Annotated in this window: 34 protein-coding genes; 31 read left to right on the forward strand and 3 right to left on the reverse strand. The window is 42.8% G+C overall.

All coding sequences use genetic code 11. The features are described from left to right. Positions 1–86 precede the first annotated feature (86 nt). From fusA to rplQ, 31 genes are all read left to right on the forward strand, one after another. The gene (gene fusA, locus GKR41_RS00410; RefSeq protein ID WP_226809887.1) at positions 87–2,189 is read left to right on the forward strand and encodes an elongation factor G; all 2,103 of its coding nucleotides are present in this window, start codon (positions 87–89) and stop codon (positions 2,187–2,189) included. Between the two features lie 42 nt (positions 2,190–2,231). Beyond that, positions 2,232–3,422 carry an elongation factor Tu gene (gene tuf / locus GKR41_RS00415; RefSeq protein WP_226809876.1) on the forward strand — a complete coding sequence of 397 codons (1,191 nt, stop codon included), beginning with the start codon at positions 2,232–2,234 and terminating at the stop codon, positions 3,420–3,422. A 129-nt stretch (positions 3,423–3,551) separates the two neighbouring features. Beyond that, complete coding sequence (rpsJ, locus tag GKR41_RS00420) at positions 3,552–3,863, forward strand: 30S ribosomal protein S10 (protein WP_216797270.1); 312 nt, start codon at positions 3,552–3,554, stop codon at positions 3,861–3,863. 206 nt (positions 3,864–4,069) lie between these two features. Next, positions 4,070–4,726, forward strand: coding sequence for a 50S ribosomal protein L3 (gene rplC / locus GKR41_RS00425; protein ID WP_226809888.1), 657 nt, complete (start codon positions 4,070–4,072; stop codon positions 4,724–4,726). Between the two features lie 2 nt (positions 4,727–4,728). Then, positions 4,729–5,349: a 50S ribosomal protein L4 gene (rplD, locus tag GKR41_RS00430; RefSeq protein WP_226809889.1), complete on the forward strand. Its 621-nt coding sequence runs from the start codon at positions 4,729–4,731 to the stop codon at positions 5,347–5,349. Continuing rightward, positions 5,346–5,660 (forward strand): 50S ribosomal protein L23, encoded by a 315-nt coding sequence (gene rplW / locus GKR41_RS00435; RefSeq protein ID WP_226809890.1) that lies wholly within the window; start codon positions 5,346–5,348, stop codon positions 5,658–5,660. Before rplD ends, rplW begins: the two co-directional genes overlap by 4 nt. A 2-nt stretch (positions 5,661–5,662) precedes the next feature. Continuing rightward, complete coding sequence (gene rplB / locus GKR41_RS00440; protein ID WP_226809891.1) at positions 5,663–6,490, forward strand: 50S ribosomal protein L2; 828 nt, start codon at positions 5,663–5,665, stop codon at positions 6,488–6,490. A 9-nt stretch (positions 6,491–6,499) separates the two neighbouring features. Then, positions 6,500–6,775 carry a 30S ribosomal protein S19 gene (gene rpsS, locus GKR41_RS00445; protein WP_226809892.1) on the forward strand — a complete coding sequence of 92 codons (276 nt, stop codon included), beginning with the start codon at positions 6,500–6,502 and terminating at the stop codon, positions 6,773–6,775. A gap of 12 nt (positions 6,776–6,787) precedes the next feature. Then, the gene (rplV, locus tag GKR41_RS00450) at positions 6,788–7,117 is read left to right on the forward strand and encodes a 50S ribosomal protein L22 (RefSeq protein ID WP_226809893.1); all 330 of its coding nucleotides are present in this window, start codon (positions 6,788–6,790) and stop codon (positions 7,115–7,117) included. Positions 7,118–7,128: 11 nt separating this feature from the next. Next, the gene (rpsC, locus tag GKR41_RS00455) at positions 7,129–7,884 is read left to right on the forward strand and encodes a 30S ribosomal protein S3 (RefSeq protein WP_226809894.1); all 756 of its coding nucleotides are present in this window, start codon (positions 7,129–7,131) and stop codon (positions 7,882–7,884) included. A 3-nt stretch (positions 7,885–7,887) separates the two neighbouring features. Further along, positions 7,888–8,304, forward strand: coding sequence for a 50S ribosomal protein L16 (rplP, locus tag GKR41_RS00460; RefSeq protein ID WP_226809895.1), 417 nt, complete (start codon positions 7,888–7,890; stop codon positions 8,302–8,304). An 11-nt stretch (positions 8,305–8,315) separates the two neighbouring features. Further along, positions 8,316–8,504, forward strand: coding sequence for a 50S ribosomal protein L29 (gene rpmC, locus GKR41_RS00465; RefSeq protein ID WP_226809896.1), 189 nt, complete (start codon positions 8,316–8,318; stop codon positions 8,502–8,504). After that, the gene (gene rpsQ, locus GKR41_RS00470; RefSeq protein ID WP_226809897.1) at positions 8,505–8,777 is read left to right on the forward strand and encodes a 30S ribosomal protein S17; all 273 of its coding nucleotides are present in this window, start codon (positions 8,505–8,507) and stop codon (positions 8,775–8,777) included. It begins immediately after the preceding gene. A gap of 297 nt (positions 8,778–9,074) precedes the next feature. Next, positions 9,075–9,443, forward strand: coding sequence for a 50S ribosomal protein L14 (gene rplN / locus GKR41_RS00475; RefSeq protein ID WP_226809898.1), 369 nt, complete (start codon positions 9,075–9,077; stop codon positions 9,441–9,443). A 9-nt stretch (positions 9,444–9,452) separates the two neighbouring features. After that, a complete protein-coding gene (rplX, locus tag GKR41_RS00480) occupies positions 9,453–9,761 on the forward strand; it encodes a 50S ribosomal protein L24 (protein ID WP_226809899.1) in 309 nt (102 codons plus the stop codon). 13 nt (positions 9,762–9,774) lie between these two features. Next, the gene (gene rplE / locus GKR41_RS00485; protein WP_226809900.1) at positions 9,775–10,314 is read left to right on the forward strand and encodes a 50S ribosomal protein L5; all 540 of its coding nucleotides are present in this window, start codon (positions 9,775–9,777) and stop codon (positions 10,312–10,314) included. A gap of 7 nt (positions 10,315–10,321) precedes the next feature. Continuing rightward, entirely contained in the window at positions 10,322–10,627 is a 306-nt protein-coding gene (rpsN, locus tag GKR41_RS00490; protein WP_226809901.1) for a 30S ribosomal protein S14, read from the forward strand. A gap of 11 nt (positions 10,628–10,638) precedes the next feature. Beyond that, on the forward strand, positions 10,639–11,034 hold the full coding sequence (rpsH, locus tag GKR41_RS00495; protein ID WP_226809902.1) for a 30S ribosomal protein S8: 396 nt from the start codon (positions 10,639–10,641) through the stop codon (positions 11,032–11,034). A gap of 21 nt (positions 11,035–11,055) precedes the next feature. Beyond that, the gene (rplF, locus tag GKR41_RS00500) at positions 11,056–11,589 is read left to right on the forward strand and encodes a 50S ribosomal protein L6 (RefSeq protein ID WP_226809903.1); all 534 of its coding nucleotides are present in this window, start codon (positions 11,056–11,058) and stop codon (positions 11,587–11,589) included. Positions 11,590–11,603: 14 nt separating this feature from the next. Then, entirely contained in the window at positions 11,604–11,969 is a 366-nt protein-coding gene (gene rplR, locus GKR41_RS00505) for a 50S ribosomal protein L18 (protein WP_226809904.1), read from the forward strand. Positions 11,970–11,983: 14 nt separating this feature from the next. Next, the gene (gene rpsE / locus GKR41_RS00510) at positions 11,984–12,502 is read left to right on the forward strand and encodes a 30S ribosomal protein S5 (RefSeq protein WP_226809905.1); all 519 of its coding nucleotides are present in this window, start codon (positions 11,984–11,986) and stop codon (positions 12,500–12,502) included. Between the two features lie 18 nt (positions 12,503–12,520). Then, positions 12,521–12,703: a 50S ribosomal protein L30 gene (gene rpmD / locus GKR41_RS00515; protein WP_226809906.1), complete on the forward strand. Its 183-nt coding sequence runs from the start codon at positions 12,521–12,523 to the stop codon at positions 12,701–12,703. Between the two features lie 26 nt (positions 12,704–12,729). Beyond that, complete coding sequence (gene rplO / locus GKR41_RS00520; RefSeq protein ID WP_226809907.1) at positions 12,730–13,164, forward strand: 50S ribosomal protein L15; 435 nt, start codon at positions 12,730–12,732, stop codon at positions 13,162–13,164. A gap of 51 nt (positions 13,165–13,215) precedes the next feature. After that, positions 13,216–14,550 (forward strand): preprotein translocase subunit SecY, encoded by a 1,335-nt coding sequence (secY, locus tag GKR41_RS00525; RefSeq protein WP_226809908.1) that lies wholly within the window; start codon positions 13,216–13,218, stop codon positions 14,548–14,550. Between the two features lie 10 nt (positions 14,551–14,560). Then, complete coding sequence (infA, locus tag GKR41_RS00530) at positions 14,561–14,779, forward strand: translation initiation factor IF-1 (RefSeq protein WP_216797223.1); 219 nt, start codon at positions 14,561–14,563, stop codon at positions 14,777–14,779. An 18-nt stretch (positions 14,780–14,797) separates the two neighbouring features. Beyond that, a complete protein-coding gene (gene rpmJ / locus GKR41_RS00535) occupies positions 14,798–14,914 on the forward strand; it encodes a 50S ribosomal protein L36 (protein WP_216797222.1) in 117 nt (38 codons plus the stop codon). A gap of 36 nt (positions 14,915–14,950) precedes the next feature. Beyond that, positions 14,951–15,316 carry a 30S ribosomal protein S13 gene (rpsM, locus tag GKR41_RS00540; protein ID WP_226809909.1) on the forward strand — a complete coding sequence of 122 codons (366 nt, stop codon included), beginning with the start codon at positions 14,951–14,953 and terminating at the stop codon, positions 15,314–15,316. Positions 15,317–15,344: 28 nt separating this feature from the next. Continuing rightward, positions 15,345–15,749 (forward strand): 30S ribosomal protein S11, encoded by a 405-nt coding sequence (gene rpsK, locus GKR41_RS00545; RefSeq protein ID WP_226809910.1) that lies wholly within the window; start codon positions 15,345–15,347, stop codon positions 15,747–15,749. Between the two features lie 139 nt (positions 15,750–15,888). Then, positions 15,889–16,512, forward strand: coding sequence for a 30S ribosomal protein S4 (gene rpsD, locus GKR41_RS00550; RefSeq protein WP_226809911.1), 624 nt, complete (start codon positions 15,889–15,891; stop codon positions 16,510–16,512). Between the two features lie 124 nt (positions 16,513–16,636). After that, positions 16,637–17,614, forward strand: coding sequence for a DNA-directed RNA polymerase subunit alpha (locus GKR41_RS00555; RefSeq protein WP_226809912.1), 978 nt, complete (start codon positions 16,637–16,639; stop codon positions 17,612–17,614). Positions 17,615–17,638: 24 nt separating this feature from the next. Then, the gene (gene rplQ, locus GKR41_RS00560; RefSeq protein ID WP_226809913.1) at positions 17,639–18,034 is read left to right on the forward strand and encodes a 50S ribosomal protein L17; all 396 of its coding nucleotides are present in this window, start codon (positions 17,639–17,641) and stop codon (positions 18,032–18,034) included. 1,271 nt (positions 18,035–19,305) lie between these two features. Here rplQ and yihA read toward each other — a convergent pair. The 3 genes from yihA to GKR41_RS00575 form a co-directional block, all read right to left on the reverse strand. Continuing rightward, positions 19,306–19,938 carry a ribosome biogenesis GTP-binding protein YihA/YsxC gene (yihA, locus tag GKR41_RS00565; RefSeq protein ID WP_226809914.1) on the reverse strand — a complete coding sequence of 211 codons (633 nt, stop codon included), beginning with the start codon at positions 19,936–19,938 and terminating at the stop codon, positions 19,306–19,308. 350 nt (positions 19,939–20,288) lie between these two features. Next, positions 20,289–21,557, reverse strand: coding sequence for a diaminopimelate decarboxylase (gene lysA, locus GKR41_RS00570; RefSeq protein ID WP_420885658.1), 1,269 nt, complete (start codon positions 21,555–21,557; stop codon positions 20,289–20,291). A gap of 570 nt (positions 21,558–22,127) precedes the next feature. Further along, complete coding sequence (locus tag GKR41_RS00575; protein ID WP_226809915.1) at positions 22,128–24,536, reverse strand: penicillin-binding protein 1A; 2,409 nt, start codon at positions 24,534–24,536, stop codon at positions 22,128–22,130. Positions 24,537–24,689 lie beyond the last annotated feature (153 nt).

Genomic DNA, 24,689 nt, shown 5'->3' on the forward strand with positions numbered 1-24,689 from the left:
GGCGGGTGCGCTTACGAAGCGCCTCGCCCGTTTATATTAAGGCGCATCGCGATTTTCCCGCTGCGCAATCCTCTTGAGAGATTAAAGTGGCTCGTAAGACTCCTATCGAGCGTTACCGTAATATTGGTATTAGTGCTCATATTGACGCCGGCAAAACCACGACAACAGAGCGTATCTTATTTTACACTGGTGTAAATCACAAGATCGGCGAAGTACATGATGGTGCTGCGACGATGGACTGGATGGAGCAAGAGCAGGAACGTGGTATTACAATTACGTCCGCTGCGACGACAGCTTTCTGGAAAGGCATGGGTAATAACTACCCAGAACATCGCATCAACATTATCGATACGCCAGGTCACGTAGATTTTACGATTGAGGTCGAGCGCTCAATGCGCGTGCTCGATGGAGCATGCATGGTGTACTGCGCCGTTGGTGGCGTTCAGCCGCAGTCCGAAACGGTATGGCGGCAAGCTAACAAATACAAGGTACCTCGGCTTGCATTTGTTAACAAAATGGACCGTACTGGCGCAAACTTTTTTAAGGTATATGATCAGCTAAAGGCACGCCTAAAAGCTAATCCAGTACCGATTGTAGTACCGATTGGTGCAGAAGAGTCGTTTAAGGGTGTTGTGGACCTGTTGAAAATGAAGGCGATTATTTGGGAGGATATTTCGCAAGGAACGAAGTTCGAATATGTTGATATTCCAGCAGAACTCTTAGATATGTGTCAAAAGTGGCGTGAGAAAATAATTGAGTCGGCAGCTGAAGCCAGTGAGACACTTATGGAAAAGTATCTTAGTGGAGAAACATTAAGCGAACCTGAGATCGTTAAAGCGTTACGAGATCGCACGATTGCCTGTGAAATTCAACCAATGTTGTGTGGAACCGCATTTAAGAATAAGGGTGTGCAACGCATGCTAGACGCGGTGATTGACTTCCTACCATCGCCAATCGATATTCCGCCGGTTACGGGAGAGATGGAGGGTGGTGGGGGTATACAACGTAAGGCATCCGATGACGAAAAATTCTCAGCACTTGCATTCAAAATTATGACAGACCCGTTTGTGGGTCAATTGATTTTTTTCCGCGTGTATTCAGGTGTAGTAAATTCCGGCGATATAGTGCTAAATTCGACGAAGGGCAAGAAAGAGCGTATCGGACGGATTCTGCAGATGCATGCGAATCAGCGCGAGGAAATTAAAGAAGTGCGCGCTGGAGACATTGCCGCCGCGGTCGGCCTAAAGGAAGTGACAACTGGTGACACACTATGTGCTCTAGTCAACCCAATTGTGCTTGAACGTATGTTATTCCCAGAGCCTGTTATCTCGCAAGCCGTCGAACCAAAGACAAGAGCCGACCAGGAAAAAATGAGTATTGCACTAAACCGCCTAGCGCAAGAAGACCCATCGTTTCGTGTACATACTGACGAAGAATCTGGCCAGACAATTATCTCAGGTATGGGAGAGTTGCATCTAGAAATTCTAGTCGATAGAATGAGGCGCGAATTCAACGTCGCAGCGACAGTCGGTAAGCCGCAGGTTGCTTACCGTGAAACAATTCGAAGCTCAGCAATCGATATTGAAGGAAAGTTTATTAAGCAATCTGGCGGCCGAGGTCAATATGGTCATGTGGTAATCAAGCTAGAGCCTAATGAACAGGGAAAGGGCTATGAATTTCTTGATGAGATAAAAGGTGGTGTGATTCCGCGTGAGTACATCCCTGCAGTTGATAAAGGTATTCAAGAAACTCTGAAAAGCGGCGTGCTTGCTGGTTTTCCGGTAGTCGATGTAACGGTACACTTAACGTTCGGTTCGTATCATGATGTAGATTCAAATGAAAACGCATTTCGGATAGCCGGATCGATGGCGTTTAAGGAAGCTATGCGTCGGGCGAGTCCCGTAATTCTTGAGCCAATGATGGCTGTCGAAGTTGAGACACCAGAAGAGTATATGGGCAATGTAATGGGTGATCTATCCGGCCGCCGCGGTATCGTGCAAGGCATGGAAGATATGACTGGCGGCGGTAAGATTGTCCGTGCTGAGGTGCCTATGTCTGAAATGTTTGGATACTCCACGTCGCTGCGCTCGCTGACACAAGGCCGCGCAACGTATACGATGGAGTTCAAACATTATTCCGAGGCCCCAAGAAATGTGGCTGATGCAATTATTAATGCAAAAGCGAAATAACAGTTAGCAAGTATTCACGAAACACTTTTGGAAGAAGAGAAAATGGCCAAAGGCAAGTTTAGACGAACCAAGCCGCACGTGAACGTAGGTACGATCGGTCATGTTGACCACGGAAAGACTACGCTGACGGCAGCGCTTGCGACAGTGCTCTCGTCGAAATTTGGTGGAGAAGCGAAGAAGTACGATGAGATTGATGCAGCACCAGAAGAAAAAGCCCGTGGTATCACGATTAACACAGCGCATATCGAGTACGAGACAGAACAGCGTCACTACGCACACGTGGACTGTCCGGGTCATGCAGACTACGTAAAGAATATGATAACAGGCGCAGCGCAAATGGACGGTGCGATCCTGGTTGTGTCGGCTGCAGACGGCCCGATGCCGCAAACGCGTGAGCATATTCTACTAGCACGTCAAGTAGGTGTACCGTATATCATTGTTTTCCTCAACAAGTGCGATATGGTAGACGATGCGGAGCTTCTTGAGCTGGTAGAGATGGAGGTTCGCGAGCTACTATCTAAGTATGAGTTCCCTGGCGATAACACGCCAATTATAAAAGGTTCGGCAAAACTAGCGCTAGAAGGGGATAAAGGGGAGTTAGGTGAGGTAGCAATGATGTGTCTAGCTGACGCGCTAGACACATATATTCCAACACCTGAGCGCGCGATTGATGGTACGTTTCTTATGCCAGTGGAAGATGTTTTCTCAATTTCTGGTCGGGGCACAGTAGTCACAGGGCGCGTAGAGCGCGGGGTGATCAAGGTCGGTGAAGAAATAGAGATTGTAGGTATCCGTAACACGGTGAAGACAACATGCACGGGCGTAGAGATGTTCCGAAAGCTGCTAGACCAAGGTCAGGCAGGTGACAACGTAGGTATCTTACTACGAGGCACTAAACGTGAAGATGTAGAGCGTGGCCAAGTACTTGCTAAGCCCGGAACAATTACTCCACATACACAATTCACGGCAGAAGTGTATGTGCTAAGTAAAGATGAGGGTGGGAGACATACACCGTTTTTTAATAACTATAGGCCCCAGTTCTATTTTCGTACAACAGATGTAACGGGTTCCATTGAGTTGCCTACCGACAAAGAAATGGTCATGCCAGGTGATAACGTATCTATCACAGTCAAGTTAATTTCGCCAATCGCGATGGAAGAGGGTCTACGCTTTGCGATCCGCGAGGGTGGACATACTGTTGGTGCCGGTGTTGTTGCTAAAATTATCAAATAAGATCACGGGATTTTAATATAGAAATTATACGTAGTGTCTGGGGCAGCCTCCCGTTAATAGGAAAACGGGAGGCTGCTTTGTGTTCTTTTGTGGCGATATAATATCGCTTCGCTCTTTACAGGAAATGTCATGCAAAAGCAGAAAATCCGTATTCGGCTAAGAGCTTTTGACTATAAACTAGTTGATCAATCAGCGCGCCAGATTTTTGAGACGGTACAGCGTACCGGAGCAGTTCTCGTCGGACCAATTCCGCTGCCTCGGCGTATCCAGCGCTTTGACATTCTACGTTCGCCCCATGTAAATAAAACATCGCGTGATCAATTAGAAATCCGCACACATCTGCGTCTTCTAGATATTGTTGATCCGACAGACAAAACTGTCGATGCCCTTATGAAGCTTGATTTGCCTGCTGGTGTCGACGTCGAAATAAAACTGCAGTAACACTACTGTATAGTGCTTTTTATGCAGTCCTGTGTGCTGCTCGAAAATAATTTTTATTTTAAAAAAACGAGAATTCTGTTAAAATTCTTCCGTATTTGCGTTTTAAAAATTTGTATAGTCCACATATCTCAAACCATCACATATTTGTCAGTCATTAGTAATTAGTAGTCAGCCCCGACCAATCGCAGTCGGAAATGGAGAAAATAATGAGCCTTGGACTCATAGGTCGCAAAGTTGGGATGACCCGAATTTTCGCGGATGACGGTTATTCAATTCCTGTAACTGTGCTAGACGTGTCAAACAACCGAGTAACGCAAATTAAATCTGTTAAAACAGATGGTTATGCGGCGGTTCAGCTTGCCTTCGGAAAGCGTCGCGCTTCGCGCGTAACTAAACCGCAAGCAGGACATTTTTCTAAAGCCGGTGTTCAGGCTGGTGAAATTCTTAGAGAATTTCGGTTGAGGACCGATCAAACAGTTGAGTTATTACTAGGCGAAGTAATTAATCATAATTTATTTGAGGTGGGTCAAAAAGTTGATGTTCGAGGTGTCTCTCTTGGTAAAGGCTATGCTGGTACGATTAAGCGCTATAACTTTAGTTCAGGTCGTGCATCGCACGGTAATTCACGTTCGCATAACGTGCCAGGATCTATCGGTATGGCGCAAGATCCAGGTCGTGTATTTCCTGGTAAGCGCATGACTGGTCACCTCGGTAATATACCAGTTACCACCCAAAATCTTGAGATTGCTCGCATAGATATAGCGCGCGAACTTATCTTTATTAAAGGTGCGGTACCGGGCGCAAAAAATGGAAAAGTTTTTGTGACGCCAGCTGTCAAGGCTCTCGCAAAGAAAGGAGCATGACAATGGAACTAAAGCTCCTAAACGAAGAAGGTCAGGAGAATGCGGGCGTAAACGTATCAGATCTTGTATTTGGTTGTGCCTACAATGAAGCGCTAATTCACCAAATCGTCGTTGCATACCAAGCGAATGCACGCGGTGGCAACCGCGCGCAAAAAGATCGACAGCAAGTTAGACATACAACTAAAAAACCATGGCGGCAAAAAGGTACAGGCCGCGCTCGTGCTGGTATGTCATCAAGCCCATTATGGCGCGGCGGTGGCCGTATCTTCCCAAGCTCGCCAGAAGAAAATTTCAGCCAAAAAGTCAATAAAAAAATGTTTCGCGCTGGCGTCCGATCGATTTTGTCACAACTCGCCCGCGAAAATCGTCTATTAGTGATCGAAGATATTAAAATCGAGGCACCAAAGACAAAGTTACTATTAGCTAAGTTTAAAGCGATGAGTCTTGAGTCAGTTCTCATAATAACTAATGTTATTGATGAGAATTTATATCTTGCATCGCGCAACCTACCGCATGTGGCAGTAATTCAGCCGCGTTATGCCAATCCGGTATCGCTGGTCTACTTCAAGAAAGTACTAATCACGAAAACTGCGGTTATGCAAATCGAAGGGCTACTGTCATGAGTATCATTTATAAGAATGATCATCATTTAATGCAGGTTCTGCTTGCGCCAGTAATTTCTGAAAAAGCAACGTTAGTATCCGATCAAAATAAACAAGTTGTATTTGATGTTGCGCCAAATGCTACAAGGCAAGAGATTAAGGCAGCAGTAGAGTTATTATTCAAAGTCGTAGTAAATTCGGTTAATGTGCTTAATATAAAGGGTAAAATCAAGCGATCTGGCCGTTTTATAGGCCATCGAAAAAGTATTCGTAAAGCGTATATAAGTCTACAGCCGGGTCAAGAGATTAACTTTGAAACGGAGGCTAAGTAATTATGGGGCTTATTAAGCTTAAGCCGACCTCGCCCGGCCGTCGTGCGATGGTAAAGATATCTAACAAAGAACTGTATAAAGGTAAACCTTACGCAGCACTTTTAAGTAAGCAAATCTCTATCGCCGGTCGAAATAATCATGGCCACATTACAACACGACATAAAGGTGGTGCTCATAAACATCACTATCGTGTAGTCGATTTTTGCCGCAATAAAGATGGTATTCCAGCAAAAGTCGAACGTCTCGAGTATGATCCTAATCGCAGTGCGAATATTGCTCTTCTGTGCTATGTTGATGGAGAGCGCCGCTATATTATTGCGCCCAAAGGCGTAGTAATTCATGCGCAGCTATTATCGGGTTCAGAAGCACCAATTCGGCCGGGTAATGCACTTCCGATTCGTAATATTCCAGTAGGCACAACTATTCACTGTGTTGAAATATTACCAGGTAAAGGTGCGCAAATTGCACGATCTGCTGGTTCGTCAGTGATGTTGTTAGCCCGTAAGGGCGCATATGCACAGCTGCGTTTGCGCTCGGGCGAAATTCGACGTGTACATATTGAATGTCGCGCCACGATTGGTGAAGTCGGTAATGAAGAACATGGTCTTCGCCAGATTGGCAAGGCTGGTGCAAATCGTTGGCGTGGTATTCGTCCGACAGTCCGTGGTGTTGCAATGAATCCGATTGATCACCCGCATGGTGGCGGGGAAGGACGTACTGCAGCGGGTCGTGATCCGGTAAGCCCGTGGGGTAAGCCAACAAAAGGCTTCCGCACGCGTCGCAATAAGCGCACGAGGACGATGATCGTCCAGCGTCGCCATAAGCGTTAAGGAGTAGGAATGGCACGTTCTGTTAAAAAAGGTCCTTTCTGCGATGCCCATTTGCTCAAGAAAGTTGGGATAGCTGTAGCTTTACGTGACAAAAAACCAATTAAGACCTGGTCACGTCGCTCAACTATCTTGCCCGACTTTATCGGCTTGACAATCTTTGTTCATAATGGCCGCCAACACGTTCCAGTATATGTTTCAGAAAACATGGTAGGTCATAAGCTCGGAGAATTCGCGTTGACCCGTACATTTAAGGGGCACGCAGCTGATAAAAAAGCTAGGAAATAAGGGACAATTAAGATGGAAGTAAAAGCAATTCATCGCGGCGCCCGTATTTCAGCGCAAAAAACGCGCCTTGTAGCCGACCAGATCCGTGGTTTACCAGTTGACAAAGCGCTAAATATTTTAGCATTTTTACCAAAAAAAGCGGCCGGTATTATTAAGAAAGTGCTGCTATCGGCAATTGCTAATGCGGAACACAATGAAGGCTCAGATGTCGATAGTCTAAAGATTAAGAGAATTTATGTTGATAAAGCAGCTTCGTTGAAGCGTTTTTTTGCGCGCGCGAAGGGTCGTGGTAACCGTATCGAAAAGCAATCCTGTCACATCACTGTGACGCTCGGGAATTAGGGAATCACACGATGGGACAAAAAATTCATCCGACTGGCTTTCGTCTAGCTGTTAGCCATAACTGGGCATCGCGTTGGTACGCAAATAATACTCAATTTTCTAGGATGCTCAAGGAAGACATCAGTGTTCGAGAATATCTAAAGAAAAAACTAAAGAATGCATTAGTAAGCCGTGTTGTAATCGAGCGTCCAGCAAAAAATGCACGTCTCACAATCTTTAGTTCGCGACCGGGTGTTGTAATTGGTAAAAAAGGTGAGGATATTGAGTTGTTGAAAACTGAATTGCAGCGCCGCATGGGCGTGCCGGTTCACGTTAACATCGAGGAAGTCCGTAAGCCAGAAACTGATGCGCAACTAATTGCTGATTCAATTACACAGCAGCTTGAGCGGCGGATTATGTTCCGTCGTGCGATGAAGCGCGCAATACAAAATGCGATGCGGTTAGGTGCGCAAGGTATTAAAATTATGAGTGCAGGCCGTTTAAACGGCATCGAAATCGCGCGAACAGAATGGTATCGCGAGGGCCGTGTACCACTGCATACACTGCGTGCTAGCATTGATTATGCAACTTCCGAGGCAAAAACAACTTATGGAATTATCGGGGTCAAGGTATGGGTTTATAAGGGCGATATGCTTGATCGCAGTGATCCGCTAATTGCTGAAGAGCCTCGAGAAGATAAACGTTCACGTCGTAATGTCCGGCCAAGTGATCGTCGCCCACGTCGTGGCGGTTTTGCTGTAAGCGGCGATGTAAAAAGTGGGGCATAGAATATGCTACAACCGAAACGCAGAAAGTACCGTAAAGAGCAAAAAGGCCGTAATACTGGAATTGCCACACGTGGAAATGCAGTATCATTTGGCGAGTTTGGGCTGAAAGCAATTGGGCGCGGTCGTTTAACTGCACGTCAAATCGAAGCCGCACGTCGAGCAATGACTCGTCACATTAAGCGTGGTGGTCGCATTTGGATTCGTATATTTCCAGATAAGCCGATTTCAAAAAAACCTGCTGAAGTGCGGATGGGTAACGGTAAAGGTAATCCAGAATATTACGTTGCCGAAATTCAACCTGGTAAGATGTTGTATGAAATGGATGGTATTAACGAAAAATTAGCACGTGAGGCGTTTCGTCTGGCGGCAGCTAAGTTGTCATTAAAGACAATATTTGTTACTCGACAGATTGGTGCTTAAGGAGTTGGGAGATGAAAGCTTTTGAGCTTCGTGACAAGGATAAAGTCTTGCTTAATAAAGAGTTATCAGACCTACTAAAAGCCCAATTCGGGTTGCGTATGCGTTTTGCAACTCAGCAGCTACAAAATACTAGTCAGCTTAAAAAAGTCCGCCGCGATATCGCACGTGTACGTTCAATATTGACTGAAAAGGCGAACTAAATGAACGATAGTGTTAAAACGTCGCTTAAGCGGATCTTAGTGGGAAAGGTTATTAGTGCTAAAATGAATAAAACCGTCACTGTTCTGGTCGAACATCGCGTCAAGCATCCAATCTATGGTAAGTATGTTGTACGCTCAAAAAAGTACCACGCGCACGATCAAGCAAATATGTATAACGAAGGCGATCTTGTGGAAATTCAGGAAAATCGTCCAATTTCAAAAACAAAAGCTTGGACTGTATCTAACTTAGTTGGAGGAGTAAGCGTTACTTAATTAAGTAAAAGCAACACAATTCTACGTGTAACAAATAATTATTGCAAAACTATAATTATTTGTTACAATCTAGTTGTACTTCTTAATACTCAAGAATAGTAGCCACTAAGTAGTAAAATTAAATTGGCCACTACCATATAGATATTTATTATTTAGCCGCAAGAATTTTAAATTTCATATCATAATCAGTTCTTGCTTTCGATAAGTTTATAATAAGGTCAGTAAATCAACTGACAGAACCAAAACTGATCGGTTGAATAAAAATGACATACCGAATTAAGTTGGGAAAAATAAATAATGATTCAGACAGAATCTCGGCTTAAAGTAGCCGACAATACAGGGGCACGAGAAGTATTATGCATTAAAGTGCTCGGTAGTTCAAAGCGTCGCTATGCACGTATTGGTGATCTTATTAAGGTTAGTGTTAAAGAAGCTACACCACGTGGGCGTGTAAAAAAAGGTGAAGTTTATAGTGCGGTAGTAGTACGAACAGCTAAAGGTGTGCGTCGACACGATGGATCACTTATTAAGTTTGACAATAATGCTGCCGTACTATTGAATAGTAAACTTGAGCCAATCGGCACACGTATTTTTGGACCAGTTACGCGTGAATTGCGCAGCGAACGTTTTATGAAGATTGTTTCACTAGCGCCAGAAGTATTGTAAGGAATCGCAATGAATAAAATTCGAAAGGGCGACAAAATTATCGTTATCGCTGGTAAAGATAAGAGCAAACACGGTACAGTTCTAGTAATTTCTGGCGACTATGTGACGGTTGAGGGTATTAATCTTGTAAAAAAACATCTTAAACCAAACTCCATAAAAAACGCTACTGGCGGCATAGAACGTAAATTAATGCCGCTACATGTTTCTAACATTGCATTAGCTGATGCAAATGGTCGGGCTACACGCGTAGGTATCAAGGTCAAAGATGGACAAAAAGTGCGTTTCTTGAAAACTACCGGTGCTATGCTAAGCGCCTAAGTTTGGAGGCAAAATGGTACGTTTTCAACGAGTGTATAAAGAACAAATTATTTCTAAACTTACTAAAAAGTTTGGTTACAAGTCTGTTATGGAGGTGCCTCGTATTACGAAAATCACTTTAAATATGGGTCTTGGTGAGGCAGTTGCTGATAAAAAAATTATTGATAGTGCAGTAAGTGATTTGGCAAAAATTTCGGGGCAAAAGCCAGTTATAACGAAAGCTCGTAAAGCAATCGCAGGATTTAAAATCCGCCAAGGCTATCCTATTGGTGCAATGGTTACGTTGCGCGGTCGAGTTATGTATGAGTTTCTTGATCGTTTTATAACGATTGCACTGCCGCGTGTACGGGATTTTCGTGGTATCTCAGGTCGCGCATTTGATGGTCGAGGTAACTACAATATTGGAGTAAAAGAGCAGATTATTTTTCCCGAGATTGATTACGATAAAATCGATGCGCTGCGCGGGTTAAATATAAGTATTACGACTACCGCAAAAGCTGATGAAGAAGCCAAAGAACTCCTCGCCAGCTTTAAGTTCCCTTTTAGAAATTGAGGTTACTGTGGCTAAATTGGCATTAATCGAGCGTGAAAAAAAACGTGCCTATCTTGCGATAAAGTTTGCACCAAAACGCGAAGCTCTAAAATCTGTTATTAATGATACAAGTAAGTCTCAGGAAGAGCGCCATGAAGCACGTCTAAAATTGCAGCAACTGCCGCGTAATGCTAACCCAACTCGCAAGCGTAATCGCTGCGCGATTACTGGGCGTCCACGCGGTACGTTCCGTAAATTTGGCTTAGCGCGCAGCAAAATTCGAGAAATTGCATTTCGCGGCGAGATTCCTGGCTTAATAAAAGCGAGCTGGTAAGGAGCAACATAATGAGTATGAGTGATCCTATCGCTGATATGCTAACTCGCATCCGTAATGCCCAGATGGTCGAAAAAGAAGCGGTGACGATGCCCTCATCCAAAGTAAAAGTCGCAATTGCGAATGTTCTTAAAGAAGAGGGCTATATTAGTGATTTTGTCGTAAAAGTTAGCGTCCCAGAGATAAAATTAGATATCGCACTAAAGTATCATGCCGGCCAACCAGTTATTGGACATCTAGAGCGCATCTCTAAGCCTGGATTACGTGTATATCGTCGTCATAACGAGATACCGCGAGTTATGAATGGCCTGGGCATCGCCATAATATCTACCCCAAAGGGAGTGATGACTGATCGCAAAGCGCGTGCTATAGGCGTAGGTGGTGAAGTCGTTTGCTATGTCGCCTAAGGGTAGATAGGAGGTTACAATATGTCTCGAGTAGGTAAAAGTCCTATTCTTCTGCCTAACAATACAGAAGTAATGCTTAGTAGTGTACAGATTATGCTAAAAGGACAATTAGGCATTATTTCTCAAAAGCTAAATCCTTTAGTAACGATAACTAATCATGGCGGTCAACTAAAGTTTGACCCAATCAATGAATCTAGGGAGGCAAAAGCGCTATCTGGCACAATGCGATCACTCGTTGCAAATATGGTGATCGGCGTTACAAAAGGCTTCGAACGCAAGCTTATGCTAGTTGGTGTTGGTTATCGTGCGCAAGCGCAGGGTAATATATTAAATCTATTATTAGGCTTCTCGCATCCGATTACATATCACATGCCAGAAGGTGTAATAGTAGAAACGCCGTCACAAACAGAAATTATTATTAAAGGAATCGATAAGCAAAAAGTCAGCCAAGTAGCCGCAGAAGTGCGTCGATACCGTCCACCAGAACCCTATAAAGGTAAAGGTGTACGCTATGCTGATGAAATCGTAATTCTTAAGGAAACGAAAAAGAAGTAAAAGTGCGCAAAATTATGGATAAAACTCAATCTCGTCTGCGCCGTGCTCGTCAAACACATATTAAGATTGCAAGGCAACGAGTAGCGCGTTTAGCCGTACACCGAACTAACCAGCATATTTATGCTCAGGTATTTTCGCCATGCGGTACGCGAGTAGTTGTTGGTGCGTCAACCGTTGAGAGAGAAGTACGACAACAATTAAGTGAAAAATCTAGTAAAGGTGGTAATATTGATGCGGCTCGGTTAATCGGGAAGCGCGTTGCCGAGAAAGCAAAAGCTGCCGGTATTGAATCTGTTGCATTTGATCGTTCTGGATTTCGCTATCATGGACGCGTCAAAGCGCTTGCTGATGCCGCACGTGATGCTGGACTTAAGTTTTAAGGATAAGATTCGTTATGGCAAAAATGCAGGCGAAGATTCAGGCTAGTGAGCGTGATGATGGTCTACGCGAAAAAATGATATCGGTTAATCGTGTAACTAAGGTTGTAAAAGGTGGCCGAATTCTTGGTTTTGCTGCACTGACAGTAGTCGGTGATGGTGATGGCCGGATAGGTATGGGAAAAGGTAAAGCTAAAGAGGTTCCGGTCGCCGTCCAAAAAGCAATGGAGCAGGCTCGCCGAAATATGTTTAAGGTGCCCCTAAAAAACGGCACTCTGCAACATGAGGTAGATGGAAAACATGGTGCATCAAAAGTTTTACTTGCACCAGCTAAGCTAGGTGCGGGAGTAATTGCTGGTGGCCCGATGCGCGCAGTGTTTGAAGTAATGGGTGTAACAAATGTCGTAGCAAAAAGTCACGGGTCGACGAATGCGTACAACCTTGTTCGTGCCACACTCGATGGTTTACGCCGTCAGTCTACTCCAAGTGAAATTGCAGCTAAGCGCAGCAAAAGTATAGAAGAAATTTTAAGCTAAGAGGCAAAGGTAGTCACTATGTCTGAAAAAACTATCAAAGTCCGACTTGTAAAAAGCTTAATTGGTACTCGAGATACGCATCGTTCGACAGTGCGCGGTCTCGGTTTGCGTCGCTTAAATTCGGTTAGTGAACTTCAGGATACACCCGCAATACGGGGCATGATTAATAAAGTCTCATACCTTGTTAAGATTGTTGACTAAGTACTATGCGAGCTTAAGGGGTGAGTATGCAACTAAATAATCTCAAGTCAGCTCTAGGCTCTAGAAACGCCAAGCGTCGCCCTGGACGTGGCATTGGATCCGGTCTGGGTAAAACTGCTGGCCGTGGTCACAAGGGTCAAAAGTCACGCTCAGGTGGCTTCCATAAGGTAGGTTTTGAGGGTGGACAAATGTCATTGCAACGCCGTTTGCCTAAACGCGGATTTACTTCACTGATGAAGAGATACGTTTGTGAGGTGCGTTTAAGAGATCTAGAAAAGTTATTGGCTGAAGAAATTGATCTACTAGAATTGAAACGAAGCAATCTTGTCGGCGCCTTTATCAAAAACGCAAAAATTATTGCAACCGGTAAAATTAGCCGAAAAGTGATAATTAAAGGACTGAGTATCACAAAAAATGCCCGTACCGCAATTGAAGCTGCAGGTGGGCAGATTATTTGCTAAGTAAGTCTTTTTGTAATACAGGATTATTTAGACTTACTACGGAGAGAGTTTTTGGCTAACAGTCCCATTTTTTTAAAAACTAGTCGCGGTAAGCAACGGTTTAGTGACTTACGTCGGCGGCTAATTTTTTTATTGCTAACATTAATTGTTTACCGCATTGGTGCGCATATCCCAGTTCCGGGAATTAACTCTTATCAGCTAGCCAAGCTTTTCCAAAGTCAGTCCGGTGGTATTTTAGACATGTTTAACATGTTTTCGGGTGGCTCGCTATCGCGGTTTACGATATTTGCGCTGGGAATCATGCCGTATATTTCGGCATCAATCATTATACAGCTGCTTACAATTGTATCTCCGAAATTAGAAGCCTTAAAAAAAGAGGGGCAAACTGGTCAACGTAAGATTGCTTACTACACACGTTACTCTACAGTAGCGTTAGCAGTCTTTCAGGCTTTTAGTATTACGCTTGCTCTTGAAAGTCGACCAAATTTAGTAATTAATCCAGGTATAATGTTTTGCTTTACAGCTGTAGTAACATTAGTAACAGGAACAATGTTCCTCATGTGGCTTGGTGAGCAGATTACTGAGCGTGGTTTAGGAAATGGGATTTCAATTATTATTTTTAGTGGTATTGCTTCAGGCTTTCCGAATGCAGTTTCTAGTTTATTTGAATTAGTAAATACCGGGTCAATCAGCATTATTTCTGCAATTATTATTATTGCACTAATTGCTGTAGTCACGTATTTAGTAGTTTTTATCGAACGGGGGCAACGAAAAATCCTCGTAAACTATGCAAAGCGCCAGGTTGGAAAAAAAGTCTATAGTAGTCAATCTTCACACTTACCATTAAAGTTAAATATGTCGGGTGTGATTCCGCCGATTTTTGCGTCATCTATTATTTTATTACCTACGACTATTGCTAACTGGGTAAGCACTAGTGCTAGTATACGTTGGCTTCATAAGCTTATGTTGATGTTAGAACCAGGACAACCTTTATATGTAATTTTATATTCATTGGCTATTGTCTTCTTTTGTTTTTTCTATACAGCATTAGTATTTAATAGCAAAGAAACGGCAGAAAACCTAAAAAAAAGTGGTGCTTTTATTCCAGGGGTGCGTCCAGGTGATCACACTTCGCGTTATATTGCTAAAATTCTTACTCGCCTAACGCTAGCTGGCGCAGCTTACATTGTATTTATATCTCTTTTGCCAGAATTCTTAGTGCTACACTGGAACGTACCGTTTTACTTTGGAGGTACTTCGCTACTAATTATTGTCGTTGTAACAATGGACTTTATGACGCAGGTGCAGTCGTATGTTATGTCACAACAGTATGAATCGCTACTCAAGAAAGCTAATTTTAAGAGTAGTAACTTTCCGATGCGTTGAATACAAAAATATGGCCAAAGACGATGTTATTCAGATGCAAGGAGAGGTTCTTGAGAACCTCCCTAATGCAACATTTCGAGTCAAACTCGAAAATGGTCATATTGTATTGGGGCATATCTCGGGGAAAATGCGTATGCACTATATTAGAATTCTTCCCGGCGATAGAGTAACACTGGAATTAACACCCTACGATTTATCTCGTGCGCGAATTGTGTTTCGGGCAAAGTAACTGAGAAAAAGATAATATATGAAAGTAATGGCATCGGTTAAGTGCGTTTGCCGCAATTGTAAAGTTATTAAGCGCAAAGGTGTTGTACGTGTTATTTGTAGTTTAAATCCTCGTCATAAGCAACGCCAAGGCTAAAGCTTCGCTTGGGTGTTTTTTATTTAAGGAAAAACAATGGCTCGTATCGCAGGGGTAAATATTCCAGTTCATAAGCATACCGTGATTGGCTTGCAGGCAATTCTTGGTATTGGCATCTCGCGTGCACGATTAATCTGTGCATTATCTGGTGTTAATACCTCAAAACGCGTTAAAGAACTGACCGATGCAGATTTTGAAAAGCTGCGGGATGAAGTTGCAAAATTTATTGTCGAAGGCGATTTACGCCGTGAAATGACGATGAATATTAAGCGTAAAATGGATATTGGATGCTATGAAGGTGTTCGTCATCGCAAGGGTTTGCCGATGCGTGGTCAGCGCACTCGCACAAATGCGCGTACTCGTAAAGGTCCACGTCGTGCAGCTCAAGCGCTAAAGAAGTAGACAGAACTGATAGTTATAGGAAAACTTAATGGCTAAAGCTTCAAATAGCAGCACAGCACAACGCGTTCGAAAAAAAGTCAAAAAAAGTATCGCAGAGGGCGTAGTACATGTTCATGCGTCATTTAATAATACAATTATTACGATCACAGATCGCCTGGGTAACACCCTAGCGTGGGCAACGTCTGGTGGTCAAGGATTTAAGGGTTCCAGAAAATCAACTCCATTTGCCGCACAAGTTGCAGCTGAATCAGCTGGCCGCGTTGCGATAGAATACGGTATAAAAAATCTCGAGGTTCGGATCAAAGGTCCTGGGCCGGGTCGTGAATCAGCGGTTCGAGCTCTTCATGGTCTCGGAATTAAAATAACTACTATTTCTGATGAAACTCCTATGCCTCATAATGGATGTCGTCCGCCGAAACGGCGTCGTATCTAAAAAAGTGACTCATAAAAGCTTGCTGTTACGTATAAAGTGACTGTTAACATAAATACTAAATAAGCCCACCGTTTGTCTAAAAAGCACAAACTAGCGAGATCGACCAGGTCCTCGTGAATTAATGTTAAGGAATTGCAAAGTGGCACGATATACCGGTCCAAAAGCAAAACTGTCTCGTCGTGAAGGCACTGATCTTTTCTTGAAAAGCGCACGTCGTTCATTCACCGATAAATGTAAAAGCGATAGCAAGCCTGGACAGCATGGTCGTACGTCGGGTGCGCGCACATCTGATTATGGTCTGCAATTGCGCGAAAAGCAAAAAGTCAAGCGGATTTATGGTGTACTTGAGCGTCAGTTTCGTCGTTATTTTTCTGAAGCCGATCGCCGAAAAGGCAATACCGGCGAAACACTATTGCAATTGCTTGAGTCGCGCTTAGACACTGTTGTATATCGTATGGGCTTTGGATCAACGCGTTCTGAAGCTCGGCAGCTAGTCAGTCATAAGACAATCCTTATAAATACTCAAGTAGTAAATATTCCATCCTTTCGAGTAAAAGCTGGTGATGTACTTACTGTACGCGAGCCAGCAAAAAAACAGATACGAATTCAAGAAGCGTTATCTCTAGCTGAGCAAAATGGCTTTCCAAGCTGGTTATCGATTGACACAAAAAAATTTGAGGGTACTTTTAAACAAGTACCTGAGCGTAGCGATATTGCTGGCGATATAAACGAAAGCTTAATTGTTGAATTATATTCGCGCTAATCATCTTAATAGTAGAGCTGCTTATTTACACCTGTATATATAGGTGTTTCAGCTGTTCGTTTTCAGGTTATCACTCGGGGCCTAGCCTTATCGGTGTAACGAGCCGAGGGTATTGAAAAAACCTATGCAAACTAGTCTGTTAAAGCCCAAAATTATTTTGGTAAATTCGCTTGGCGATAACCATGCAAAAGTGGTTATGGAACCGTTTGAGCGTGGTTATGGTCATACTTTAGGGAATGCACTCCGCCGTGTTTTATTATCATCAATGATCGGTTATGCTCCGACTGAGGTAATGATTTCTGGGGTCGTTCATGAGTATTCAACTCTTGATGGCATTCAAGAAGATGTAATTAATCTTCTGTTAAATCTCAAGGGTGTAGTATTTAAGTTACATAATCGCACCGAAGTTACTGTTACCTTACGAAAAGCATGCGAGGGTATAGTGACTGCTAGTGATATCAATGTACCTCATGATTGCGATATCGTAAATCCAGATCACGTTATTGCTCATCTCTCAAAGGGTGGTAAGCTTGATATACAGATTAAAGTTGAGAGGGGACGTGGTTATGTTCCGGGTAACATACGCCGCTATGGCGATGAAAGTGCTAAGGTTATTGGTCGTATCCTTCTCGATGCATCGTTCTCACCAGTTCGTCGGGTTAGCTACGCAGTTGAGAGTGCGCGTGTCGAGCAGCGTACAGACCTAGATAAACTTGTAATGAATATTGAGACTAATGGCGTTATGTCGCCTGAGGAAGCGATTCGTCAATCAGCTCGCATCTTAGTTGAGCAGTTATCTGTGTTCGCAGCACTTGAAGGTACTGAAGCAATAGCTGAAACGCCTTTGCGTACACCACAGATTAATCCAATTCTTCTGCGCTCTGTTGATGATCTCGAGCTAACAGTTCGATCTGCAAACTGCCTAAAAGCCGAGAATATTTGCTATATTGGCGATCTAATTCAGCGTACTGAGAATGAGCTACTAAAAACACCGAATCTAGGCCGAAAGTCATTAAACGAGATTAAAGAGGTGCTTTCTTCGCGTGGTTTAATGCTCGGCATGAGATTAGAAAATTGGCCGCCAGCTACTCTTGGTGAGTAAAAACTCTGAATTAAGGAAATTAAAATGCGTCACCGTCACGGTTTGCGAAAATTAAACCGCACGAGCAGTCATCGATTAGCAATGCTCCGAAATATGTCGAATTCGTTAATTAAGCACGAGTCTATCAAGACGGCTTTGCCCAAAGCAAAGGAGCTGCGTAAAGTTATTGAACCACTGATTACGCTTAGCAAGAAATCGTCCGTTGCAAACCGACGACTTGTCTTCGCGCGATTACGTGACGATAAGTCTGTGTCAAAGTTGTTTGAAGTATTGGGTCCACGTTATGCAACGCGCTCAGGTGGTTATCTTCGGATTTTAAAGTTTGGTTTTCGCGTTGGTGATAATGCACCCATGGCTCTGGTTGAGCTAGTGGAGAGTCCGATTATTAATAGCACAATAAAAGCCGTAGAAAACAAATAAGCTCTATATTTGGAAAAAACAAAAGTAGTGCAATATATAGACACCATTAAGTTTTCACAACATTGAATGTTGTATGTTATCAACCAATATTCTTATATTGACATACATTACATGTATTCCGTAGAAACACTTTCCAGCACTGTATTAAATAATAGGTTAGCTGCGATGCAACTTGCGTCACTTTATTCAATCTATCACTAGCAAGAAAGGCTAGATATACTAATCAAGTACTCTCTTATTAAGAGAGTAGCGGTAAAATATGCACTAAGTTAAAAAAATTTTTTGCTAAAAATCATCCCTATTCAGAAATTTTGTTTTGGTCTGATACATCATCGCCTATCTATGCATTTTAGATTAACATGGAGTATTACGCTCGGGTAATACAGTATTAGTTGACATGTTTAATTAATTTACTAAATTGCTTCAATAATTACATTTTTATGTAATCTGTGCTGATAGTTATATTCTAATATAAAGCTATATTTTTATATTAAATATATTTAAGTGCATTTCATTAGAGAAATTCAGGCTAGCTATAAATTCATAACAGTGATTATATACTAACTTTTATAAGTTAGAAAATTTGTCACAATAATAAACACAGTATATTATTTTAATATATATTATTAAGTTTTTTCTAGTTCCGGGGAAGCTTTTAAATTTAATATATATTAGGATATAGTTGATATAGTATCTATAACTTAAAAAAGTTCACCCATATAAATAGTGTAGTATGCACTGCACTATTTATTAGTATAGTATATATGCCAATGAGTTTAAATATGATTTTATTATGCTTCAGCTAAGCTAATTAATCTGTGGAATGAGCGGTGTTATATCTTAGTATATTTACTGTGACTTTAATCTCCATAAACAACGATTAATAAAATGCTGCTATTGTTCAGCTATACTTATAAAATTAATAAACTAGTAACGCATGTGCTACGTCTATAATAGCAGTGCTAATTAAAAAAATAAATACCTCGACGCTATATACTATAAAATAGCATTTCTTCTATTAAGAAACTCTCATGCATCAACAAAATTATTGCGATGCATACCAGTTCTGGCTGCATTACAAAAGTTATTAAGCGCTTATTTACTTATTTATTTTCTGGATTATTATCATTGATAATTCCATTACTTTTTCAGAGTGTTTTCCTGTCATTTGACAAAAAATTTAGTCTATTGTATAACTTGAGTAAAGTGAATTTAAATTTTTACCAGTTTTTATATCCATATTTTTTATAGAAAATCAAATATTTGTCCGATTATAAATTAATATTAGGCACTAGCCAGTGTTTCAATAGTGTGTGCGCTTGGTCTAGGCCGATACGCTTGATGGATGAGAATAGCTGTATTGTGATTTTGTGATGCAGACCAGTAATCTGATAAACAGTCGCAGATTCCTGCGCAGTACGCAGCGCATTTATACCTTCACTATGCGATAACTTATCACATTTAGTTAGCAGAATATGGATCGGATATGTGGTTTTGCTAAACCACCGAATCATATGCTGATCTGATTCTGTGAATGGCCGTCGAGAATCCATTACAAGAATCAAGCCACGGATCTGTGTCCGTGTTATCAAATACTGACTAAGTAGTGCTTCCCAATATCTCTTTGTGGCGTTAGAAACTTTGGCATACCCATATCCTGGTAAATCTACCAGATGCGCAACAGGCATGCTCGATGGCCCAACTGCGAAGTAATTAATATGCTGCGTACGTCCTGGTGTTTTACTGGAGAATGCTAGCCGCTTCTGGTTGCATAACACATTAATCACAGTAGACTTACCAGTGTTAGAGCGTCCTGCAAATGCTACCTCTGGTTGTACTGTTTCTGGAAGATCATGAAGATGGTTGACAGTTGTGAAAAAACGGGATTGATATAGAAAGTGCATAAGATCGCTAATAATCAACTAAGGCGGGAAAGAGATAGTGATGAGATATCCTAGACGAGTAGTTACGAACGGAAAGTTAATTGTATGGTACAGTAAATTACTGACCGTTTAATAATACGATTACTTGGTTATAGAGGTAGGGGAGTGGTTATTAACTTTAGTCGATAACCACATTAGAAGCTTAGCCATATTAACTGTCATGCCAGATTAAATAGGTATACTAGAGATAGTTAAAGATTTTCTTGGTATATCTCCTTGCATAACAACGGCAAACTCTAGTCAGTGCTAACTGTATACTGCGCCCGCTAAAGTAAAGGTGAACATTGCATACACGTATCAACGTGGTTACTTTATATATAGTCTGGCAATACTAATTCCCCATCCATTAACTTAGTAATTGTTTCACGTTGGCGAGCGACATGCACTTGAGCACCATCTACAAGTAACTCGGCAGCTCTGGGGCGACTATTATAATTTGAGCTAATCGCAAACCCATATGCTCCCACCGATCGTATTGCAAGCAGATCGCCAGTTTCCAAGATAAACGGACGATCTCGAGCCAACCAATCGCCACTTTCGCACACCGGACCTACAATGTCATAGGTCACCAAAGGCTGGTTATTACGTGGCGTAACTGCGTCAACAGTATGGTACGCGTTATACATAGCTGGACGAATGAGATCATTCATCGCTGCATCGACAATCGCAAAATTCTTAACTGGTCCGGGCTTTAAATATTCAACTCGGGTGAGTAAGATTCCTGCATTTCCGACCAGCGAACGGCCAGGTTCGAACCAGATTTCACGATGACTATGTCCGCGTTGAGTGAAATGGTCTAATATTGTCTTTACGAACATGCCAATATTTGGGGGCGTTTCGTCGTGATAGCGAATCCCTAATCCGCCACCGATATCAATATGTTGGATTAGCGCGCCATCTGATTCTACTTGGACAACTAACTCGAGTATCTTATCAATAGCATTAAGGTAAGGCGAAATTTCAGTAATTTGAGAGCCGATATGGCAGTCAATGCCAGTAATTCGCAAGTATTTCATGCCTAGCGCCGCACGATATGTTGCTCGTGCATCATCGAAGGCAACACCGAACTTTGTCGATTTTAAACCTGTTGAAATATACTGATGAGTTTTTACATCAACATCAGGGTTTACTCGCAGCGATATTGGTGCGATTCGGCCAGATTCACTAGCAACTTGGTTTAGGTGCTCCAGTTCAGCTAAAGACTCGATGTTAAAGCAGCATCCACCCATATCTAACGCAATACGCATTTCAGCGGCACTTTTTCCGACGCCGGAAAACACCACATCATTCGGCTTTCCACCTGCAGCAAGCACGCGAGCTAGTTCGCCACCAGAAACGATATCAAATCCAGCGCCTAAACGTACAAATACACTCAAGACAGCAAGATTACTATTGGCTTTGACAGCGAAATGTACTTTCGCTCGACGGCCAGTGCATGCGTCTGCATATGAGCGATATGCATCTGTTAGAGCGGCTCGTGAATAGACATAGAGCGGCGTTCCATATTGTTCGGCAAGCATGCTAGCAGGGACTCTTTCAGCATGAAGTTGATTATCAAGATAGGTAAAGGCATTGACCATAATCAATCAATTGAGAGGGGGTGGGCTGGGGAATAGGGGGGGTCGGATATGATTCGATGGCTAAGCACAAATGAATTGGAGGGTGATATCGTAGATGCGGGTTGTATGCCTCGTCCTAGACGACGACACAAGTAGACTCTGATTGTATGTGATAATGCCCACAAGAGGTAGTAGTGCACACTCGGCAAGTATCAAGGCCCGCCGCGCGTTGCGCACAGACGCATAGTAACCGCCTAGACAAACATACCCAACAAGCTACTTAAAAGCGCGTACACGCAGAACTACTACAATGTTTAATAATCCTTAAAACTACGCGCATAAAAAACTTTTTCGATTTAACTATTTAGCTTGAAGAATATTTATTATTTTGAGCTCAGCTAAATTGGCACTGTACAGACAATTACGTAAATATAAATGCTGGGTGATCATAGATGTAACTTTCTCCAGCATCAATACAGGATAGATAAAAACTTTAGTTGATCTACAAGAGCTAATTCAAATTAGCTAAGCATACCGCGAATACATCATATCACGTTCAGGACAAGTGTGCTTACTAGTCCCAGAATAGTTCTAGGATGTACTATCGTTTGGATTTATCAACACTCGATCAAAGGTATCAACACTCGTATTGATACCTAAGTCAGGGGTATCACTTGTTAATTCCCCAATCTTTACCGAGGAAGACATTCCTACTGTTTCAATAAAGCCTGCGCCTGGCAGCATACTATCGTAGTACAGCTCGCTATCAATTTCTTTTATGCCGGGTGGGATGGGCATAGTGTATGTAGGCTTATTTTTAAGTGCCTGGCCCATGTAATCAATCCAAATGGGCAATGCGAGTTTACCTCCGGTTTCACGAGGACCTAAGCTATGTGAGCTGTCAAAACCGATCCATACGACTGCTACCAGAGTGTGTTGGTAGCCAGCGAACCAAGCATCGCGCGATTCATTAGTCGTACCGGTCTTGCCACCGATGTCAACACGCTGCAACACATTCGACTTAGAGCCTGTTCCGTTCTGTGCAACATCGATTAGCATGTTATTCATAATGTACGCATTGCGGGCATCTATCACACGCGGCGCATTTTTCTCTGCAACTACCGGCCGCGCTTGCGCGATAAGCTGGCCGCGTGCATCTGTAACTTCGGAAATTAAATGTGGATTGACGTAGTAACCGCCATTGGCGAATACCGCATACCCAGCAGCCATCTGTAATGGCGTGACGATTCCTGCACCAAGCGCCATTGGAAGGTATGCAGGATGTTTATCTTCATCGAAACCAAAACACATAATATACTGTTTTGCGTAATTTATACCGATATAGCCTAGGATTCGGATTGACACAAGGTTCTGCGATTTCTGTAGCGCAGTGCGCATCGTCATCGGACCAGAATAGTTACCTCCATAGTTTTTCGGCTCCCAAGCCGGGCCGCCAGGAGTGCTTGATGCAAAGTATAGCGGTGCGTCACTGATAATTGTTGACGGACCTAGACCCTTATCTAAGGCAGCGGAATAGATGAATGGCTTAAAGCTTGAACCGGGCTGGCGCCATGCCTGCGTAACGTGATTAAATTTACTCTGATTAAAATCAAAGCCACCAATGAGCGATCGGATTGCGCCGTCTTGGGGCGTAAGTGAGATAAGTGCGCTCTCAACTTGCGGCAACTGAATAATACTAAAAAAACCATGTGCATCTTTAGTGATCCGAATAATGGATCCTGGATGGATGCGCTGTTTCTGATTGGCCTGCCCAGATAAAGACGCAGCTGCAAAACGTAGCCCCTCACCTTGAATGATGACGGTATTTCCATTTATTAAAGAAGCTCTAACTTCGTGTAAACTAGCTTTAGTGACGACAGCGGCAATTAGATCACCGTTATCTGGATGCTCAAGTAATACGTCATCGATCGCCCGTTCCCGCTCGACGGAATTACTCGGCAATTTAACAAACCCCTCTGGTCCTCGATAACCATGACGCCGATCATAGTCTATGACGCCTTTGTGTACGGCGTGGTATGCGGCTTCCTGATCCGATGAATGAATCGTCGTTATGACATTAAAGCCGCGCGTATAAGTCTCATCGCGATACTGAGAATATATTAATTGTCGCACTATCTCCGCTACGTACTCAGCGTGTACGCTGCATGAGGTACCTACCGTTTTAAGTGCGATTGGCTCATGTATCGCCGAATTATATTGATCTGTATTGATATAGTGCAACTTAAGCATACGTTGCAGAATGTATTCCTGACGAATCTTAGCCCGCCGAGGATTCACTATTGGATTATATGCCGATGGTGCCTTAGGTAAGCCAGCCAGCATAGCCTCCTGAGCGAGTGTTAAGTTCTTTAAATCTTTACCGAAGTATATGCGGGCCGCGCTTGCGAAGCCGTATGCTCGTTGTCCCAGGTAAATATGATTCATATAAACTTCGAGAATTTTATTCTTTGTTAACGCTGACTCAATCTTATACGCAAGTAGGATTTCATATAATTTACGAGTGTAAGTTTTCTCGCTAGACAAGAAGAAGTTTCGTGCCACTTGCATCGTAATTGTACTAGCGCCTTGCGCATTACTACCACGAGTGAAATTGGTCATACCAGCACGAAGAATGCCGGTTAAGTCGACGCCACTATGATCGTAAAAGCGATAGTCTTCGATCGCTAGTACCGCTTTTTTCATTGTCTCCGTAACTTCAGTAAGTTGTACAATATTTCTATGTTCCTTGCCAAATTCACCAATTAGTACATGGTCCTTTGTATAGATGCGAAGCGGCACTTTAGGATGATAGTCTGTCAGTGCGTTTAATGGTGGAAGATTACGACCAGCAATAATCACAACATAGTACAGCATTAACCCCAGTGCTAAGGTCGTTCCGACTAGCAGGCTGACTAGTGCAAGTAAAAGACGACACCATGACGTGCGCTTATGCTTAGTACTAGCTGAAAGAAAGGGGGCGTCAGGTGTCGTCGATTGCATGGAAATACTAAAACACGAACTTGCAATTATAGCGGAACAGGCAACGCAATTCTTCCCAACCTATCTGAATAGGTGCGGATTATTAGTAATACATAGTGTAATTAATCAACCGCTAGCAAATCGACTAAATTCGATATTGCTGGTTTGAAATTG

Source organism: Candidatus Vallotia laricis, from assembly GCF_020541325.1.
Lineage (GTDB): Bacteria > Pseudomonadota > Gammaproteobacteria > Burkholderiales > Burkholderiaceae > Mycetohabitans > Mycetohabitans laricis.